Origin of the sequence: Pseudomonas sp. GM55 (assembly GCF_000282395.1) — a bacterium.
Lineage (GTDB): Bacteria > Pseudomonadota > Gammaproteobacteria > Pseudomonadales > Pseudomonadaceae > Aquipseudomonas > Aquipseudomonas fluorescens_CC.
Window position 1 is genome coordinate 1 of sequence record NZ_AKJJ01000015.1, and the last position, 18370, is coordinate 18370.

16 protein-coding genes are annotated in these 18370 nt (G+C 61.5%); 7 read left to right on the top strand and 9 right to left on the bottom strand.

The genetic code is table 11. The annotated features are described in order from the left end of the window. From PMI31_RS02865 to PMI31_RS02885, 5 genes are all read left to right on the top strand, one after another. Window positions 1–857 (top strand): NnrS family protein (locus PMI31_RS02865; protein WP_008016099.1); only part of this gene is annotated, 857 nt, incomplete at its 5' end. A gap of 245 nt (window positions 858–1102) precedes the next feature. Continuing rightward, window positions 1103–1558, top strand: coding sequence for a (2Fe-2S)-binding protein (locus PMI31_RS02870; RefSeq protein ID WP_008016100.1), 456 nt, complete (start codon window positions 1103–1105; stop codon window positions 1556–1558). Between the two features lie 7 nt (window positions 1559–1565). Then, window positions 1566–3734 carry a xanthine dehydrogenase family protein molybdopterin-binding subunit gene (locus PMI31_RS02875; RefSeq protein WP_008016101.1) on the top strand — a complete coding sequence of 723 codons (2169 nt, stop codon included), beginning with the start codon at window positions 1566–1568 and terminating at the stop codon, window positions 3732–3734. Between the two features lies 1 nt (window position 3735). Beyond that, window positions 3736–4317, top strand: a complete 582-nt coding sequence (locus tag PMI31_RS02880) for a hypothetical protein (RefSeq protein WP_008016102.1) — start codon at window positions 3736–3738, stop codon at window positions 4315–4317. A gap of 74 nt (window positions 4318–4391) precedes the next feature. Beyond that, on the top strand, window positions 4392–4973 hold the full coding sequence (locus tag PMI31_RS02885) for a GGDEF domain-containing protein (RefSeq protein WP_008016103.1): 582 nt from the start codon (window positions 4392–4394) through the stop codon (window positions 4971–4973). Between the two features lie 155 nt (window positions 4974–5128). On the opposite strand, the gene PMI31_RS02890 is transcribed toward PMI31_RS02885, so the two are convergent. Then, window positions 5129–5554 carry a VOC family protein gene (locus PMI31_RS02890; RefSeq protein WP_008016104.1) on the bottom strand — a complete coding sequence of 142 codons (426 nt, stop codon included), beginning with the start codon at window positions 5552–5554 and terminating at the stop codon, window positions 5129–5131. A gap of 113 nt (window positions 5555–5667) precedes the next feature. On the opposite strand from PMI31_RS02890, the gene PMI31_RS02895 reads away from it, so the two are divergent. Continuing rightward, the gene (locus tag PMI31_RS02895) at window positions 5668–6522 is read left to right on the top strand and encodes a LysR family transcriptional regulator (protein WP_008016105.1); all 855 of its coding nucleotides are present in this window, start codon (window positions 5668–5670) and stop codon (window positions 6520–6522) included. 187 nt (window positions 6523–6709) lie between these two features. Here PMI31_RS02895 and fabI read toward each other — a convergent pair whose 3' ends face one another. The 8 genes from fabI to gloB all read right to left on the bottom strand — a co-directional run bounded on the left by fabI (window position 6710) and on the right by gloB (window position 17469). Beyond that, window positions 6710–7504 carry an enoyl-ACP reductase FabI gene (fabI, locus tag PMI31_RS02900; RefSeq protein WP_008016108.1) on the bottom strand — a complete coding sequence of 265 codons (795 nt, stop codon included), beginning with the start codon at window positions 7502–7504 and terminating at the stop codon, window positions 6710–6712. 21 nt (window positions 7505–7525) lie between these two features. Next, window positions 7526–9136, bottom strand: coding sequence for an ABC transporter ATP-binding protein (locus PMI31_RS02905; protein ID WP_008016109.1), 1611 nt, complete (start codon window positions 9134–9136; stop codon window positions 7526–7528). A 1-nt stretch (window position 9137) separates the two neighbouring features. Continuing rightward, window positions 9138–10157, bottom strand: a complete 1020-nt coding sequence (locus PMI31_RS02910) for an ABC transporter permease (protein ID WP_008016110.1) — start codon at window positions 10155–10157, stop codon at window positions 9138–9140. A 1-nt stretch (window position 10158) separates the two neighbouring features. After that, window positions 10159–11232, bottom strand: coding sequence for a microcin C ABC transporter permease YejB (locus PMI31_RS02915; RefSeq protein WP_008016112.1), 1074 nt, complete (start codon window positions 11230–11232; stop codon window positions 10159–10161). Window positions 11233–11236: 4 nt separating this feature from the next. Continuing rightward, window positions 11237–13078: an extracellular solute-binding protein gene (locus PMI31_RS02920; RefSeq protein WP_008016113.1), complete on the bottom strand. Its 1842-nt coding sequence runs from the start codon at window positions 13076–13078 to the stop codon at window positions 11237–11239. Further along, the gene (locus PMI31_RS02925; RefSeq protein WP_443216975.1) at window positions 13075–14895 is read right to left on the bottom strand and encodes an extracellular solute-binding protein; all 1821 of its coding nucleotides are present in this window, start codon (window positions 14893–14895) and stop codon (window positions 13075–13077) included. Before PMI31_RS02925 ends, PMI31_RS02920 begins: the two co-directional genes overlap by 4 nt. A gap of 276 nt (window positions 14896–15171) precedes the next feature. Continuing rightward, window positions 15172–16602, bottom strand: a complete 1431-nt coding sequence (locus PMI31_RS02930) for a transglycosylase SLT domain-containing protein (RefSeq protein ID WP_008016115.1) — start codon at window positions 16600–16602, stop codon at window positions 15172–15174. Window positions 16603–16701: 99 nt separating this feature from the next. Beyond that, window positions 16702–17469, bottom strand: coding sequence for a hydroxyacylglutathione hydrolase (gene gloB, locus PMI31_RS02935; protein WP_008016116.1), 768 nt, complete (start codon window positions 17467–17469; stop codon window positions 16702–16704). A 65-nt stretch (window positions 17470–17534) separates the two neighbouring features. Here gloB and PMI31_RS02940 point away from each other — a divergent pair, with 65 nt between their 5' ends. After that, a complete protein-coding gene (locus PMI31_RS02940; RefSeq protein WP_008016118.1) occupies window positions 17535–18293 on the top strand; it encodes a methyltransferase domain-containing protein in 759 nt (252 codons plus the stop codon). The last annotated feature ends 77 nt before the right edge of the window (window positions 18294–18370 follow it).

An 18370-nucleotide genomic window follows, 5' to 3' on the forward strand; every position in this document is an offset into this window, starting at 1 on the left:
TGGCGTGGCCCCTGCCGATACCGACGCCCTTGCTGCTGGCCCTGCAAGTGCCGTTCCTGCCGCTGCTGGCGTGGGGATTGGGGCGCGATCTGCTGGCCGCGGGCAAGCGCGAGAATTATCCGATTCTGTTGATGGTGTCGCTGCTGGCCGGGTGTCAGGTGATGACGTTGCTGGGGTTTGCCGTTGATGACGTCAATCTGCAACGCCGTGGCGTGCTGGCCTCTTTGTGGCTGGTGGGCGCGCTGATGAGCGTGATCGGCGGGCGGGTGATTCCGTTCTTCATCCAGCGCGGCTTGAATCGTCCGGCAACGCCTGCGGCCTATCCGTTGCCGGGCAAGGTGTTGCTGGTCAGCGCCCTGCTGGCGGCGGTGTCGTTTGCCGCCGGTTTGAACGACGTCCCGCGTGTGTGGCTGGCGGTGTTGTTTGCGTTGCTGAGCGGTTTGCATCTGCTGCGCCTGTGGCGCTGGCATGACCGCGGCCTGTGGCGCGTGCCGCTGCTGTGGTCGCTGTATCTGGCTTACGCCTGGCTCGCGGTGGCGACGCTGGCCATGGCGCTGTGGCACCTGGGCGTGATGCCGCAACAAAGCCTGGCCACCCATTCGCTGGCCGTCGGTGGTATCGGCGGGTTGATCCTGGCGATGATCGCGCGGGTCAGCCTGGGTCACACAGGGCGGCCGTTGCTGCCCTCGAAAGTAATCGTTGTGGGATTTGCCCTGGTGCTGGTGGCGGGTGTGTCACGGGTGTTGCTGGTGCCGTTTTCCGGGTGGGGATTGGGAGTGTCGGCGCTGCTTTGGTGTATGGCATTCGGGCTGTTTCTGTCGCGTTACACCGGTATTTTGCTCAAGCCGAGGGTGTAGGAGCGAAGCTTGCTCCGGGCGGCGATCCGACGACGGACGTCAACGATAACGCGCACTGTCTGAATGATCGCGTTGTACTGACGTTTTTCGCGAGCAAGCTCGCTCCTACAAGTGACCGGTGGTCGATGCGCCACGGCCTGTCGGCAAATTTGCGCTTAGCTGAAGGGATAGCCCGAGGCGCGCGCAGGTTGGACATGACCGCAGCGGCGCCCCTTCAGATCATCGTGAGCCTGAGGAACTGCGCCATGCTGACCCTGAACATCAATGGCCAGGATCAGGAGCTGGATGTCCCCGCCGACATGCCGTTGCTCTGGGTCTTGCGCGATGTGGCCCACCTTACCGGCACCAAATTCGGCTGCGGCATCGCCCAATGCGGGGCCTGCACCGTGCACGTCGACGGCGCGCCGCTACGTTCCTGCATCACACCGGCCACGGCTGTGGCCCAGGGGCAAAAGATTCTCACCATCGAAGGCCTGTCCGCGGACGGTTCGCACCCGGTGCAACAGGCCTGGGCGGAACTAGACGTGGTCCAGTGCGGTTACTGCCAGTCCGGGCAGATCATGTCGGCGGCGGCGTTGCTGGCGAAGATTGCGAAACCGACCGACAGCGACATCGATCAGGCGCTGTCCGGCAACATCTGCCGCTGTGGCACTTATCCGCGGATTCGCGCCGCCGTCAAGCGCGCCGCCGAGCTGGGTTGAGGTTGCCATGAACGGCATCGACAGGTTATCGCGCCGTGGTTTTCTCAAGGGCAGTGCCTGGCTGGGCGGTGGGCTGGTGGTCGCGTTTGTCATTCCCGGCGCTCACCGGTTCGCCATGGGCGGGCAGAACCAGGGCTACGTGTTTGCACCCAACGCCTTCCTGCGCATTGGCAATGACAACAGCGTCACCGTGTTGCTGGGTCACTCGGAAATGGGCCAGGGCATCTGGACCGGCCTGACCATGCTGATTGCCGAGGAACTCGACGCCGACTGGTCGAAAATCCGCGTCGAGCATGCTCCGGCATCGGCCGCCGATTACGGCATGGCCGGGTTTGGCGGGATGCAGATCACCGGTGGTTCGACCTCGACCTGGATGGAATTCGACCGCTATCGCCAGGCCGGCGCAGCGGCGCGCTTGATGTTGATCGAGGCAGCGGCCAAGCGTTTCAATGTGCCGCCGTCCGGGATTCAAACCGAGTCGGGCGTGGTCATCGCTGGCGAGCATCGCGCCACCTATGGCGAATTGGCCGATGACGCAGGACAATTGCCTCGGCCGGACCCGGCCTCGATCAAACTCAAGGACGCCAAGGACTGGCGGCTGATCGGCAAACCCACCAGGCGTCTGGACACACCGGAGAAAATCACCGGGCGGGCGAAATTCGGCATGGACGTGCAGTTCGACGGGCTGATGACGGCGATGGTCGCCCGTTCACCCACGTTCGGCGGTAGCGTCAAATCCTTTGAGGGTGCCGAAGCGCTGGCGATTCCGGGTGTACACAAAGTGGTGCAGGTGCCGACAGGTATCGCGGTGATTGCCGATCATTATTGGGCGGCGAAGCTGGGGCGCGATGCGCTGAAAATCGACTGGAACCCGGGGCCGAATGCCGGGCTCGATAGCCAGGCGCTGCTGGAAAGTTTCCGCAAACTCGCCGCCACCCCCGGCCTGAACGCCGGTCAGGCCGGCGATACCCAGGCTGCGCTGGCCAAAGCGGCCAAGACCATCGACGTTGAATACAGCGTGCCTTATCTGGCCCACGCGCCGATGGAACCGCTGAACTGCACGGTGCGCATCACCAGGGACAAGTGCGAAATCTGGACCGGTACCCAGTTTCAGACTCTGGACCAAATGGTCGCCGGGAAAATCACCGGGCTCAAGCCCGAACAGGTCGAGATCCATACCGAGTTTCTTGGCGGCGGATTCGGGCGACGGGCCAATCCGACGTCGGATTTCGTCAGCGAAGCGGTGTATGTCGCCAAGGCCGCCGGTGCACCGGTGAAAACCGTGTGGGCGCGGGAGGACGACATTCGGGGTGGCTATTACCGCTCGGCGTTCCTGCACCATGCGCGCATCGGGCTGGATGCCGACGGCCTGCCACTGGCCTGGAAGCATGTGCTGGTCGGGCAGTCGATCATGGCCGGCACCTCGCTGGAAGCGAGCATGGTCAAGGACGGGATCGACAAGACCTCCGTCGAAGGCGTGGCCGACAGCCCCTACTTCGAAGGGCTGGCCAATCACCAGATTGAACTGCACTCACCGCAGACCGGGATCAGCGTGTTGTGGTTACGTTCGGTGGGGCACACCCACACCGCGTTTGTCATGGAATCGCTGATTGATGAACTGGCCACGGCAGCGGGCAAGGATCCGGTGGAATATCGGTGCACTTTGCTCAAGGACCATCCGCGCCACCTCGGTGTGCTGAACCTTGCGGTGGAGAAAGCCGACTGGAAGGCACCGCTGCCGGATGGCCATGCACTGGGTGTGGCGGTGCACGAGTCGTTCGGCAGTTACGTGGCTCAGGTGGCCGAAGTGTCCCAGGACAACCTCGCCATCCGCGTGCACCGGGTGGTGTGTGCAGTGGACTGCGGCATCGCGGTCAACCCGCAGAGCATCGCCGCGCAGATGGAGTCGTGCATTACCTTTGGCCTCGGCTTCACCTTGCACAGCAAACTGACGCTCAAGCACGGGCAGGTGGTGCAGTCCAACTACCACGACTATCAGGTACTGCGGCTCAACGAAATGCCGGTGGTCGAAGTGCATATCGTGCCCAGCAGCGACAAGCCCGGCGGCATCGGCGAAGCCGGTGTGCCACCCACGGCCCCGGCGGTGGCCAACGCGGTGTTTGCCCTGACCGGGCAGCGTCTGCGGGAGCTGCCGTTGCAGTTGTCGGGGGTGTGAGATGAAACGACATCATTGGTTGCTTGGGGCGGTGATCCTGATCTGTCTCGTCGCCTACGCATCGCACGTGTTCGCCGATGACCGCGAGGCCTTGCAGGCGTTCGACACCGTGCAGGAGGTCTTCCAGAGCCCTCGTTGCCAGAACTGCCACATTCCCGGTGATTCGCCGCTGCAATTCGATGCCGGGGTGCCGCACGCGATGAATGTCGTGCGTGGCATGGACGGCAAGGGCTCGGCTGGGTTGCCCTGTGCGACGTGCCATGCCCAAGGCAATCCACCGGCCAGTTATGGACCTCACGCGCCACCCGGAGCGCCACACTGGAGCCTGCCGCCGGCAGCGCACCGGATGGCCTGGATCGGCCTGCCGGCCGACCAGCTATGCGCGATGATCAAGGATCGCTCCAGCAACGGCGATCGGGATTTCGCCGCGCTGATCAAACACGTCAGCGACGACAAGCTGGTGCTTTGGGGCTGGAATCCGGGCGGCAACCGCGCGCCGGTGCCGGTGCCCCACGATATCTTCGTCACCCGGTTCAAGCGCTGGGCCGATGCAGGAGGGCCGTGCCCGGTCTCGGGTAGCTGACCAGTGGCACGCAAACAGGGAGTCAATGCGGGCATGGGCGACTCTAACGTGCATACCTGCCAAAGGAGTGAACGATGTTGATCTCAGGCAAAGCGGGCAAATCGGGGCGATCCGCCAACCCGTTGCTTACACCACAGCAAGAACGTGAACGGCTACGCGATCTGGCGCGCCAGGCCGAGCGAGAGTTGGCGGGCGTGCAAATGGCGAGCATGGATGAGTTGACGCTGTTGTCCAATCGCCATGGCTTCAGCGAACTGGCCCGGCTCGGGCTGGACGCTTGCCGAAAGCTGGAGACGCCGGCGACGCTGCTGTACTTCACCCTCGATGAGTTCAAGCACATCTGCTATCTGTATGGCCGGACCAAAGGTGACGATGCGCTCAAGACATTCGCCGATGTCCTGCGTATCGGCTTTCGTGAAAACGATGTGGTCGGACGGCTCGAAGGCGACCGGTTCGTGGCGTTGCTGACCGGTTCCAGTGTCGTGGAGATTGCAGCGATCAAGGCACGACTCGATGAGATACTCGACGAGCGCAATGCCACGGCGCATCGCAGCTATGACATTCGGTTCCGCGTTGTCCAGGTCGAGTATGACCCTGAGGTTCATGATTCGATCGAGGAGCTGCTGGGGGAAGCCGAGGGTTTATTGAGCCGTTAGGGCGGTTCTGTATGGGCGGGCCTCATCGCGGGCAAGCCCGCTCCCACAGTGGCCGGCGTTGTTCGCAACTTGCCGGATCACCACAAATCCCCGTGGGAGCGGGCTTGGTCCGGGCGGCGTTCCGACGAAGTGGCCCTGACAGGCACCACATAATTTCACTTGGCAAACAACTGCCCGATATCCTTGAACGCCTTGAACTCCAGCGCATTACCGCAAGGGTCAAACAGAAACATCGTCGCCTGTTCACCCACCAGCCCCTGAAAACGAATGCCCGGCTCGATCACGAAGCGAGTCCCCAGCGACTTCAGCCGTTCGGCCAGCGCCTGCCATTCCGCCATGCCGAGCACCACGCCAAAATGCGGCACCGGCACATCGTGACCATCAACGGCATTGGTGTGCGCGGCTTCCTGTGCCGGGCTTTTCGGCGCCAGGTGGATCACCAGTTGATGACCGAAGAAATTGAAATCCACCCAGTGATCGCTTGATCGACCTTCCTCCAGGCCAAACACCGCACCGTAAAAGCGCCGGGCGGCAGGCAAATCGTAGACAGGAATGGCCAGGTGAAAAGGGGACAGTTGCATCGGGCGTACCTCGGTGGCGGGTGGGAGTGTGTTGAGTTTAGCTCTGTGCTTTTTGATTGAAAGACGATAATTTTTGCGTCGAGCTCAAATTATTTCGATTAATCGAGGCCGCTATGCTGCGAGAACTGAAAACCTTTGTCGCCGTGGCGCGTCACGGCACCTTCGCCGCGGCCGGCATGCACATCGGCCTGACGCAATCGGCGGTCAGCGCGCAGATTCGCAACCTGGAACAGGCCCTCGGCATCCGTCTGTTCGATCGCACCGGCCGCCAGGCACTGCTCAATGCGGCGGGGCAGCGTGCATTGCCGATGGCCAGGGAAATGCTCGAAACCTTCAGCCGCATGGCCGTCAGTGACGACGTCAGTGAGTACCGTGGCGAGTTGAAAATCGGCGCGGTGGCGACGGCGCAGACCGGGTTGCTGCCACAGGCGCTGCTGCGATTGCGCCAGCAGGCACCCTTGCTGGAACCCAAGCTGGTGCCCGGTGTATCGCTGAACCTGCTGAGCCAGGTGGACACGGGAGAAGTGGATCTGGCGATCCTGATCAAGCCACCGTTCGAGTTGCCCAAGGAGTTGTTCGCGCAGGTGATTCGCCGGGAGCCGTTCGTGCTGATCGTACCGGCGGACCTGGAAGGCGATGATCCGTTGCAACTGCTCGCCGAGCACCCTCATGTGCGCTACGACCGCAATTCGTTTGGCGGGCGACTGGTGACGCGCTTTCTGCGTGAGCAACAGATCGAAGTACACGTGGCGCTGGAACTGGATGAACTGGAGGCCATTGTCAAAATGGTCGAGTGTGGCCTGGGGATTTCCCTGCTGCCGGAGGCGGGGCTGTGGCTTGAGCATGGGGCGAAGGTCAGGGTGATTCGGTTGGGTGAGTTGACCTTCTATAGAGAGATTGTCTTGTTGCAGCGTTACAGCCAGCGTAATCAGCCGATTCAACGGTTGTTTGCCAACTGTCTGACTTAACACTGACCTTGTAGGAGCGAGCATGCTCGCGATGGTCGTCAACGATAACGCTGCAAGCCTGGATGAACGCGGTGTGCCCGGGTTTTTCGCGAGCAAGCTCGCTCCTACAGGAGGACTGCATCGCCCGGGGAAATCGCAGGCATAAAAAACCCGCCGGAAGAGGCGGGTTTTTTTGGCCGACCGAAGATTACTCTTCGAGGCTGCCCATGGCCGTGGTGTTGAAACCACCGTCCACGTACATGATTTCACCGCTGATGCCGGACGCCAGGTCCGAGCACAGGAAGGCGCCGGCGTTGCCGACTTCTTCGATGGTGACGTTGCGGCGCAGTGGGGTTTGCGCTTCGTTGGCGGCCAGCATCTTGCGGAAGTTCTTGATGCCGGAAGCGGCGAGGGTGCGGATCGGACCTGCCGATACACAGTTGACGCGAGTACCGTCCGGGCCCAGGGAGCCGGCCAGGTAGCGTACGCCAGCTTCCAGGGAAGCCTTGGCCATGCCCATTACGTTGTAGTTCGGCATGGTGCGCTCGGCGCCCAGGTACGACAGGGTCAGCAGGCTGCCGTTGCGGCCTTTCATCATTTCGCGGCCGGCCTTGGCCAGGGCCACGAAGCTGTAGGCGCTGATGTCGTGAGCGATGCGGAAACCTTCACGGGTGGTGGCTTCGGTGAAGTCGCCGTCCAGTTGGTCGCCAGGCGCGTAGCCCACGGAGTGCACGATGCAGTCCAGGCCATCCCACTTCTTGCTCAGTTCTTCGAAGACCTTGGCGATTTCTTCATCGCTGGCCACGTCGCACGGGAAGCACAGCTCAGGGCTCGAACCCCAGCCTTGTGCGAACTCTTCGACACGACCCTTGAGTTTGTCGTTCTGATAAGTGAAGGCAAGCTCAGCGCCCTCGCGATGCATGGCGGCAGCGATGCCGGATGCGATGGACAGCTTGCTGGCGACACCGACGATCAGTACGCGCTTACCGGCGAGAAAACCCATGTGTTGCTCCTCTCTTTCAGGTTATTGCGCAGTGTCCGGAGCCAGGAAAGCGGCTTCCAGCAACTGCTGTGTATACGGATGTTGGGGGGCGGCAAAAATGCTTTGCGCGTCTCCCTGTTCGACCACTTGGCCATGCTTGACCACCATCAACTGGTGGCTCAGCGCTTTCACCACAGCCAGGTCATGGCTGATAAACAGATACGTCAGGTTGTACTTGGTTTGCAGTGAACGCAAAAGCTCCACTACCTGGCGTTGTACCGTGCGGTCGAGGGCCGAAGTCGGCTCGTCCAGCAAAATCAACGCCGGTTTTAACACCAATGCCCGGGCAATGGCGATTCTCTGCCGTTGCCCGCCGGAAAATTCGTGGGGGTAGCGGTGCCGGGTTTCCGGATCCAGGCCTACCTCCTTCAGTGCTGCAATGATCGCTTGTTCCTGTTCCGCCTTGCTGCCCATCCTGTGGATCCGCAGGCCTTCGCCAACGATCTGGCTCACGCACATCCGCGGGCTCAGGCTGCCAAACGGGTCCTGAAACACCACTTGCATCTCCCGTCGCAGCGGCCGGACCTGTTGCTGCGTCAGGCTATCGAGCGCCTGGCCTTCAAAGCGAATGGCGCCTTTGCTGGCGATCAACCGCAAAATCGCCAGACCCAGCGTCGATTTGCCGGAGCCGCTTTCACCCACGATCCCCAGGGTCTGGCCCTGGGGCAGGCTGAAATTGATGCCGTCCACCGCCTTGACGTAATCCACCGTGCGCTTGAGCAAGCCTTTCTTGATCGGAAACCAGACTTTCAGGTCCTCGACCGCCAGCAAGGGCGGGCCGATCACATTGCTTGCCGGCTTGCCGCCGGGCTCCGCTGCCAGCAGTTCCCGAGTGTACGGATGCTGCGGCGCGCGGAACAATTCTTCGCACGATGCCTGTTCGACGATGCAACCTTGCTGCATGACACATACGCGATGCGCAATTCTTCGCACAAGGTTCAAATCATGGCTGATCAGCAGCAGCGCCATGCCCAATCGGGTCTGCAGTTCCTTGAGCAATTCGAGGATTTTCAGCTGAACGGTCACGTCCAGCGCTGTGGTTGGCTCGTCGGCGATCAGCAGTTCCGGCTCGTTGGCCAGGGCCATGGCGATCATCACCCGCTGACGCTGGCCGCCGGACAATTCGTGGGGCAGGGCCTTTAGACGCTTGTGCGGCTCGGGGATGCCGACCATCTCCAGCAGCTCCAGGGTGCGCTTGGTTGCGACCTTGCCGGTCAGGCCCTTGTGGATGCCCAGCACCTCATTGATCTGTTTCTCGATCGAGTGCAGGGGATTGAGCGAGGTCATCGGCTCCTGGAAGATCATCGCAATCCGGTTACCGCGAATGTGGCGGATGGTTTTTTCTTTCAGGTCCAGCAGGTTCTGCCCGGAATATTCGATGGTGCCGGACGGATGCCGGGCGAGCGGGTAGGGCAGCAGGCGCAGGATCGAGTGTGCGGTGACTGATTTACCGGAACCGCTTTCCCCGACCAGCGCCAGGGTTTCGCCGCGCTTGATGTCGAAGCTGATGCCTTCGACCGCCCGCTGGCAGCGATTGCCGACGACAAAGTCGACGGACAGGTCGCGCACTTCGATCAGATTGTGCTGATTCATTTCACTTCCTCGGGTCGAAGGCATCGCGAGCGGACTCGCCGATGAACACCAGCAAACTCAACATCAAGGCCAGCACCGCAAAGGCGCTGATGCCCAGCCACGGCGCCTGCAGGTTGGATTTGCCCTGGGCCACCAGTTCACCCAGCGAAGGGCTGCCCGCCGGCAGGCCGAAGCCGAGGAAGTCCAGGGCGGTCAATGTGCCGATGGCGCCGGTGAGGATGAACGGCATGAAGGTCATGGTCGAGACCATCGCATTGGGCAGGATATGGCGGAACATGATCGCGCCGTTCTGCATGCCCAGAGCGCGGGCGGCGCGCACGTATTCCAGGTTGCGCCCGCGCAGGAACTCGGCGCGCACCACGTCCACCAGGCTCATCCACGAGAACAGCAGCATGATCCCCAGCAACCACCAGAAGTTGGGCTGCACGAAACTGGCGAGGATGATCAGCAGGTACAACACCGGCAGTCCGGACCAGATCTCCAGGAAGCGCTGCCCGGCCAGATCCACCCAGCCGCCGTAGAAACCCTGCAAGGCCCCGGCGATCACGCCGATGATCGAACTGAGCACGGTCAGGGTCAGGGCGAACAGCACCGAAATACGAAAGCCGTAGATCACCCGGGCCAGCACATCGCGGCCTTGATCGTCGGTGCCCAGCAGGTTGTCCATCGAGGGTGGGGCCGGGGCCGGGACTTTCAGGTCGTAGTTGATGCTCTGGTAGCTGTAGGGAATCGGCGCCCACAGCACCCAGGCGTCCTTGGCCTTGAGCAGTTCGCGGATATACGGGCTCTTGTAGTTCGCCTCCAGGGGAAATTCGCCGCCGAAGGTGGTTTCCGGGTAGCGCTTGAGCGCCGGGAAGTACCAGTTGTTGTCGTAGTGCACCACCAGCGGCTTGTCGTTGGCGATCAGCTCGGCGCCGAGGCTGGCGCCGAACAGGATCAGGAACAGCCACAACGACCACCAGCCACGCCTGTTGGCCTTGAACAGTTCGAAGCGCCGGCGATTGAGGGGGGACAGGTTCATCTCAATGCTCCCGGCTTTCGAAGTCGATGCGCGGATCGACAAAGGTGTAGGTGAGGTCGCCGATCAGTTTCACCACCAGCCCGAGCAGGGTGAAGATGAACAGCGTGCCGAACACCACCGGGTAATCGCGGTTGATCGCCGCCTCGAAACTCATCAGGCCGAGACCGTCGAGGGAGAAGATCACCTCCACCAGCAACGAGCCGGTGAAGAAGATGCCGATGAGCGCTGAAGGGAATCCGGCGATCACCAGCAGCATGGCGTTGCGGAACACGTGACCGTACAACACGCGGTGGTTGGTCAGGCCCTTGGCCTTGGCGGTGATCACGTACTGCTTGTTGATCTCGTCGAGGAAGCTGTTCTTGGTCAGCAGGGTCATGGTCGCGAAGTTGCCGATGACCAGCGCGGTCACCGGCAGCGCCAGGTGCCAGAAGTAGTCGAGGACCTTACCGCCCATGCTCAGTTCATCGAAGTTGTTCGAGGTCAGCCCGCGCAACGGGAACCAGTCCAGGTAACTGCCGCCGGCAAATACCACGATCAACAGGATGGCGAACAGGAACGCCGGGATCGCGTAGCCGACGATGATCGCCGAACTGGTCCAGACGTCGAAGTGGCTGCCGTGCCGCGTGGCCTTGGCGATCCCCAGCGGGATCGAGACCAGGTACATGATCAGCGTGCTCCACAGCCCGAGGGAGATCGACACCGGCATCTTTTCCTTGATCAGGTCGATGACCTTGGCGTCGCGGAAGAAACTGTCGCCGAAATCCAGGGACGCATAGTTCTTGACCATGATCCACAGGCGTTCCGGCGCCGATTTGTCGAAGCCGTACATGTGCTCGATTTCCTTGACCAGCGCCGGGTCCAGGCCCTGGGCGCCGCGATAGGCCGAGCCTGCCACCGAGACTTCGGCACCGCCGCCGGCGATGCGGCTGGTGGCGCCTTCAAAGCCTTCGAGTTTGGCGATCATCTGTTCCACCGGCCCGCCCGGAGCGGCCTGGATGATCACGAAGTTGATCAGCAGGATGCCGAACAGGGTCGGAATGATCAGCAGCAGTCGCCGAAAAATGTACGCCAGCATCTGATTACTCCGTGCCCGCAGGCTCGGCCTGCAGTGTGGTTTCGACTTCTATCGCAGGCTTGATGTCGGGCTTGACCCACCAGGTGGCCGTGCCTATATCGTATTTAGGCGAGACCTTCGGGTGGCCAATGTGGTTCCAGTACGCCACGCGCCAGGTCTTGATGTGCCAGTTGGGTATTACGTAATAGCCCCATTGCAGAACGCGGTCCAGCGCGCGGGCATGAGCCACCAGGCTCTTGCGCGACTCGGCGTTGATCAGTTGCTCGACCAGTTGATCGACCACCGGGTCTTTCAGGCCCATGGAATTGCGGCTGCCGGGTTTGTCGGCGGCGGCCGACATCCAGAATTCCCGTTGTTCGTTACCTGGCGAATTGGATTGCGGAAAGCTGCCGACGACCATGTCGAAGTCCCGGGAACGCACGCGGTTGATGTATTGCGAGACGTCGACCCGGCGAATCACCAGGTCGATTCCCAGATCGCTCAGATTGCGCTTGAACGGCAACAACACACGTTCGAATTCAGTTTGGGCCAGCAGGAACTCGATGACTACCGGTTTGCCGCTGGCATCGACCATCTTGTCATCGACGATGCGCCAGCCGGCTTCCTGCAGCAGTTGATAGGCTTCCCGTTGCTGGGTGCGGATCATGCCGCTGCCGTCGGTGCTCGGGTTCTGGAACGCTTCGCTGAAGACTTGCGGCGGCAGCTTGCTGCGCAACGGGTCGAGGATCGCCACCTGATCGGCATCCGGCAGGCCGGTGGCGGCCATTTCCGAGTTCTCGAAATAACTGCGGGTACGCGCATAGGCGCTGTTGAACAGCTGCTTGTTGGTCCATTCGAAGTCCAGCAACAGCGACAAGGCCTGACGCACGCGCACATCCTGGAACACCGGGCGGCGCAAATTGAATACGAACCCTTGCATACCGGTTGGATTGCCGTTGGGAATCTGTTCCTTGACCAGCCGGCCTTCGGTGACCGCCGGAACGTTGTAGGCATTGGCCCAGTTTTTTGCGGTCATTTCCAGCCAGTAGTCGAACTGCCCGGCCTTCAATGCTTCCAGGGCCACGGTGTTGTCGCGGTAGTAATCGGTGGTCATCACGTCGAAGTTATAGAAACCCCGGTTGACCGGCAGGTCCTTGCCCCAGTAATCCTTGACGCGCTCATAGCGTACCGAGCGCCCGGCCTTTACTTCGCTGACCTTGTACGGGCCGCTGCCCAGCGGAATTTCCAGGTTGCCCTTGTTGAAATCGCGGTCGGCCCACCAGTGCTTGGGCAGCACCGGCAACTGGCCGAGGATCAGCGGCAGCTCGCGGTTATTGGTGTGCTTGAACTTGAACAGAACGGTGAGCGGGTCTTCGGCGATCGCTTCCGCTACGTCGCTGTAGTAGCCGCGGTACATCGGCGCGCCGTCCTTGGTCAGCATTTGGAAGCTGAACACCACGTCTTCGGCGCGAACCGGATGGCCATCATGGAAGCGTGCTTCGGGGCGCAGGTAGAAGCGCACCCAACCGTTGTCCGGGGCTTTTTCGATCAGCCGGGCGATCAGGCCGTACTCGGTGAACGGTTCGTCCAGGCCTTGCTTGGCCAGGGTGTCGTAGATCATGCCGATATCGTCCGCCGGCACGCCTTTGCTGATGAACGGGTTGAGGCTGTCGAAGCCGCCGAAACCGGCCTGACGGAATATCCCGCCCTTGGGCGCGTCCGGATTGACGTAGTCGAAGTGCTTGAAGTCGGCCGGGTATTTCGGCGGCTCGTTGTACAGGGTCACTGCGTGTTGCGGGGCGGCGCAGGCCAGCCCGGCGAACAACAGGCCGCTGGCCTGCAGGAGCAGGGTGCGGATGGGGTTCATTGATCTTTCTCCGAAGATTTCAGCCACCACGCGTTCAGGCCCAGGGCATAGGGCGGCGTGGTGACGAAGGCGAGCCGGTTGCGGTACGCCAGGCGGTGATAATTGAGGTACCAGTTGGGTACGATGTAGTGCTGCCACAGCAGCACGCGGTCGAGGGCCTTGGTGGCGGCGACTTGATCGTCGCGGGTCCGGGCGGCCAGCAACTGTTCGAGCAACTGGTCAACCACCGGGTTGGCGATGCCGGCGTAGTTCTTGCTGCCCTTGACCCCGGCCTGGCTGGAGTGAAAGTACTGCCACTGCTCCAGGCCCGGGCTGAGGGTCTGGTTGAGGGTCATCAGAATCATGTCGAAATCGAACTGGTCGAGGCGCTGCTTGTATTGCGCGCGATCGACTGTGCGCAGCCGCGCATCGATGCCGATGCTGGCGAGGTTCTCGACGTAAGGCTGGAGGATGCGTTCCAGATTCGGATTGACCAGCAACAGCTCCAGCCGCAAGGGTTGCCCGGCAGCGTTTTGCAGGCGCTGGCCATTGAGCTTCCAGCCGGCTTCGGCGAGCAGGCCGAGGGCTTTGCGCAAGGTCTCCCGGGGGATGCCGCGCCCGTCGGTCTGCGGCAGGCTGAATGGTTCGGTAAAGAGCCTGGCCGGCAGCTGTTCACGATAGGGCTTGAGCAACAGCCACTCATGCCCGGCCGGTAAACCGCTGGCCGAGAACTCACTGTTGGGGTAGTAGCTCATGGCGCGTTGGTAGGCACCGCCGAACAGTGTGCGGTTGGTCCATTCGAAGTTGAACATCAGCCCCAGCGCTTCACGGACCCTGGCGTCCGAGAATGTCGGGCGACGGCTGTTCATGAACAGGCCCTGGGTCTGGGTCGGGATCTGGTGGGGGATCTGTGCCTTGATCACCTCGCCGCGACGTATGGCGGGAAAGTTGTAGCCGGTATCCCAGTTCTTCGCCTGATGCTCGATATAGATGTCGAACTCACCGGCCTTGAAAGCCTCGAACGCCACGTCGCTGTCGCGGTAGAACTCGACTTCCATGCGGTCGAAGTTGTACTTGCCGCGATTGACCGGCAGGTCCTTGCCCCAGTAATCCTCGACCCGTTCGAAGACGATCTGTCGCCCTGGCGTGACCGACGTGATGCGATACGGCCCGCTGCCCAGCGGCGGCTCAAAGGTGGTGGCCTTGAAGTCGCGACCTTTCCAGTAGTGTTGCGCCAGCACCGGCATTTCGCCCAGGCGCAGGATCAGCAGCGGATTGCCGGCACGCTTGAACACGAAACGGACCCGCTGCGGGTTGAGGATGTCGACCCGCTGCACTTCCTGAAGGCTGGTGCGGTACAGCGGATGGCCTTCCTTGAGCAGCAAGCGATAGGAGAACGCGACGTCGTAGGCGGTGATCGGCGTACCGTCATGGAAGCGTGCTTCAGGACGCAGGTTGAACACCACCCAGCTGCGGTCCTCGCTGTACTCCACCGACTGGGCAATCAGGCCATAGCTGGACGCGGGCTCGTCACCCGAAGGCGCGTACTGCCCGGTGCCAACCATCAGCGGCTCGTTGAGTTCGTTGATGCCGTATTGCAGGAAGTTCGGTGTGGTGACCGGGCTGGTGCCCTTGAAGGTGTACGGGTTGAGCGTATCGAAGGTGCCAAACGCCATCACCCGCAACGTACCGCCCTTGGGCGCTTGCGGGTTGACCCAGTCGAAGTGGGTAAATCGGGCCGGGTACTTGAGCGTGCCGAACTGCGCATAACCATGGCTTTCGCTGATCGTCGCGCTTGCGGTGGAGCTCAAGGCCAGGCTGATCAGGAGCAGGGGCAGGGGACGCTTCAAATAGGGGATCCGATCCAGGCGGCTTGGGTATTATGGATCGTACAGTAACAGCTTGTATGGACAGGAAAAAGACGGGGGGTAAATGCGCAATATCGGCGGGTCACAATCCTGTAGGAGCTGGCTTGCCAGCGAAGGCGCCGGTACAGTCAACATCCATTTCGTCTGTCAGGCCAGCCTTCGCTGGCAAGCCAGCTCCTACAGGTTTTGTGCTCGCCACAAAAACTGCGCAGGCATAAAAAAGCCCCTGAATTCAGGGGCTGTTTTTTAATGCGGATTGGCCACCGTCAACATCTGACCGGGCTTCAGCGCCTGGCCGACACGTGGGTTCCAGCGCTTGAGGTGCTGCATCTCTACGTTGAAGCGCTTGGCCACGATGTACAGTGAGTCGCCTTGCTGGACCTTGTACGTGGTCTGCTGCTTCTTGTTATTCGCCGCAATCACGGTGTTGACCCGCCCGGAGCTGCGTTTGTCGTTGTCCTGCATGACCAGGGTCTGGCCGGGCTTGAGATTCTTGCCGGTCATGTTGTTCCAGCGTTGCAGGTCCTTCACGTCAACGTTGTTGGCCTTGGCGATGGAACCGAGGTTGTCACCCCGTTTGACCCGGTAGGAACGCCTGGCGCTGGCAACCTGGGTGTCGTCGGCACCTTCGAAGACCGGCTTGAGCGATTTCTTGCTGATCAACTCTTCAGGACGCATGGTCTGCAGGCTGCTGGTCAGCAGTTGCGCCTTGGAGGTCGGCACCAGCAGGTGCTGCGGGCCGTCGATGGTGGTGCGCTGCTTGAAGGCCGGGTTGAGCTGGAACAGTTCGTCTTCGTCGATGTTGGCAACTTCAGCCACCTTGGACAGGTCCATGCGCTGGTTGATTTCGACGACCTGGAAGTAGGGTTCGTTGGCGATCGGGTTGAGGTTCACGCCGTAGGCTTCCGGTGCCATCACCACTTGCGACAGCGCCAGCAGCTTCGGCACGTAGGCCTGGGTTTCGGACGGCAGCGGCAGGTTCCAGTAGTCGGTTGGCAGGCCGAGGCGCTCGTTGCGCTCGATGGCCCGGCTGACGGTGCCTTCGCCGGCGTTGTAGGCCGCCAGGGCCAGCAACCAGTCGCCGTTGAACATGTCGTGCAGGCGGGTCAGGTAATCCATCGCGGCGGTGGTCGACGCGGTGATGTCGCGCCGGCCATCATAGAATCGGGTTTGACGCAGGTTGAAGTAGCGCCCGGTGGAGGGGATGAATTGCCAAAGACCCACCGCGTCGGCCCTGGAATAGGCCATCGGGTTGTAGGCACTTTCAATCACTGGCAGCAGTGCCAGTTCCAGCGGCATGTTGCGCTCTTCAAGGCGTTCGACGATGTAGTGAATGTAGAGGCTGCCACGTTCGCCGGCGTTTTCCAGGAAGGATGGATTGCTGGCGAACCAGAGGCGCTGTTGCTCGATGCGCGGATTGACACCCAGCCCGTCCTGCAACTGGAAGCCCTGGCGCATGCGCTCCCAGACGTCCTGCGGAATCTGCGGGCTGGGTTTTTCGCTGAGCCAGATCGGCTTCTGCTTGGCGCGCGCGGCGATGTTCGGCGTATGCGCCGCATCAGTCTGCGGCGCATGGCTGGAACAGCCCGCCAGGGTGGCGGACACAGCCACCGCGATGGCTTGAGCCAAGCGGGTCAATGCGTCTGAACTGATGGCTTTGCGAATAGGTGACGACATTGGCTGGAAGTAAGTTCCGGGCAAAAATGTCGGGCGATTCTAGGAAGCGCACCCAGCGCGGTCAACCTTTCAGAATTGTTGCAACCTTTTGAGATCCCTTTAGAACGTATCTTTCCAAGCTCGAAGAGCAGCAAAAACCATATCGGGCGCCGAGTTATCGGTGCCGGTCCGTTCGTCCGCTTTTTCTTTAACGGATGTTTCGCCGGAGCGCAAAAACGGGTTTGTGAGCTTTTCCAGCGCCAGTGTCGACGGCAGCGTGATGATTCCGGATTCCCGTTGCCGGGTGACTTTGGCCAGGCGCTCGGCGGTGTCCGGATTGTCCGGTTCGACGGCCGCTGCAAACTTCAGGTTACTGAGGGTGTATTCGTGGGTGCAGTAGACCAGCGTGTCTTCCGGCAACGCCGCGAGGCGTGTCAGCGAGCTGTACATTTGCTGTGGCGTGCCTTCGAACAACCGCCCGCAGCCGGCGGCAAACAAGGTGTCGCCGCAGAACAGCAACCCGTGATGGTAATAGGCGATATGCCCCAGGGTGTGGCCAGGGACGGCGAAGATATCGAAGTCCCAGCCGAGCACGCTGACCTTGTCGTTGTCCTTGAGCGCAACGTCCCGCGCCGGGATCTTTTCGCTGGCCGGACCATAGACTTTCGCGTTTGTCGCTTTCTTCAGCAATTCGACGCCGCCGACGTGGTCATGATGGTGGTGAGTGATCAAAATATCACTCAGTACCCAACCCGGATTGGCCACGAGCCAGGCTTGTACCGGGGCGGCATCACCCGGGTCGACCACCGCGCAGCGTTTGCTGCCGTGGTCTTGTAACAACCAGATGTAGTTGTCGGTGAAGGCAGGCAGGGCAGTGATCTGTATCATCGTCGGATTCGCCAAGCGGAAAACAATGGCGCATCTTAGAACTTCCTGGCGCGTTGGAGAATGCAATGACTGATAAAGCGTTCGCACAGGCTGATCCTGACTGGCTGGCGTTGATCAGCGCGGCCCGCGAGTGGCTGGCAGGCCCGATCGGGCAATTTCTGCTGGACGAAGAGCGGCGCATGCTCGAAGACGAGCTCGGGCGGTTCTTTGGTGGTTATCTGGTGCATTACGGTCCCTCGGCCCAGCCCCCACCGTCAGCGCCGCAGGTGCAGCGTAACGTGCGCCTTGGCGCGCCGTTGCCGGGGGTGGAGATCGTTTGTGAGGAACAGGCCTGGCCGCTGAGCGAGCACGCTGCCGATGTGGTGGTATTGCAGCATGGCCTGGATTTCTGCCTGTCGCCCCACGGTTTGCTTCGCGAGGCGGCAAGCAGCGTACGGCCCGGCGGGCATTTGCTGATCATTGGCATCAATCCCTGGAGCGCTTGGGGCCTGCGGCACGTGTTTGCCCAGGATGCGCTGCGCAAGGCGCGCTGCATTTCGCCGTCACGGGTCGCGGACTGGCTGAACCTGCTGGGCTTCGCGCTGGAGAAACGCCGCTTCGGGTGCTATCGTCCGCCGCTTGCGTCACCGGCATGGCAGACCCGCCTGGCCGGTTGGGAGCGCAAGGCCGGTGACTGGCAACTGTCGGGCGGCGGCTTCTATTTATTGGTGGCGCGCAAGATCGTGGTGGGCCTGCGACCAGTTCGTCAGGAACGGCGCGAGCCAATGGGCAAGCTGATTCCTTTGCCGATGGCCAAGGTCAACCGTCGCAACATCGAACCGTAATACACACTTTTTAATTGCGGCCGGGTCTGTCCCGGCTTCGGGCGTCGTCGATCAGCGATCGGCGGGCCAGCGCATTT

Bases quoted from the DNA above. Each gene is read 5' to 3' on its own strand.
- gloB (WP_008016116.1), bottom strand. From the start codon at position 17,469: ATGATACAGATCACTGCCCTGCCTGCCTTCACCGACAACTACATCTGG.
- PMI31_RS02870 (WP_008016100.1), top strand. From the start codon at position 1,103: ATGCTGACCCTGAACATCAATGGCCAGGATCAGGAGCTGGATGTCCCC.
- PMI31_RS02880 (WP_008016102.1), top strand. From the start codon at position 3,736: ATGAAACGACATCATTGGTTGCTTGGGGCGGTGATCCTGATCTGTCTC.
- PMI31_RS02910 (WP_008016110.1), bottom strand. From the start codon at position 10,157: ATGAACCTGTCCCCCCTCAATCGCCGGCGCTTCGAACTGTTCAAGGCC.
- PMI31_RS02875 (WP_008016101.1), top strand. From the start codon at position 1,566: ATGAACGGCATCGACAGGTTATCGCGCCGTGGTTTTCTCAAGGGCAGT.
- PMI31_RS02930 (WP_008016115.1), bottom strand. From the start codon at position 16,602: ATGTCGTCACCTATTCGCAAAGCCATCAGTTCAGACGCATTGACCCGC.
- PMI31_RS02915 (WP_008016112.1), bottom strand. From the start codon at position 11,232: ATGCTGGCGTACATTTTTCGGCGACTGCTGCTGATCATTCCGACCCTG.
- PMI31_RS02905 (WP_008016109.1), bottom strand. From the start codon at position 9,136: ATGAATCAGCACAATCTGATCGAAGTGCGCGACCTGTCCGTCGACTTT.
- PMI31_RS02885 (WP_008016103.1), top strand. From the start codon at position 4,392: ATGTTGATCTCAGGCAAAGCGGGCAAATCGGGGCGATCCGCCAACCCG.
- PMI31_RS02920 (WP_008016113.1), bottom strand. From the start codon at position 13,078: ATGAACCCCATCCGCACCCTGCTCCTGCAGGCCAGCGGCCTGTTGTTC.
- PMI31_RS02940 (WP_008016118.1), top strand. From the start codon at position 17,535: ATGACTGATAAAGCGTTCGCACAGGCTGATCCTGACTGGCTGGCGTTG.
- PMI31_RS02895 (WP_008016105.1), top strand. From the start codon at position 5,668: ATGCTGCGAGAACTGAAAACCTTTGTCGCCGTGGCGCGTCACGGCACC.
- PMI31_RS02890 (WP_008016104.1), bottom strand. From the start codon at position 5,554: ATGCAACTGTCCCCTTTTCACCTGGCCATTCCTGTCTACGATTTGCCT.
- fabI (WP_008016108.1), bottom strand. From the start codon at position 7,504: ATGGGTTTTCTCGCCGGTAAGCGCGTACTGATCGTCGGTGTCGCCAGC.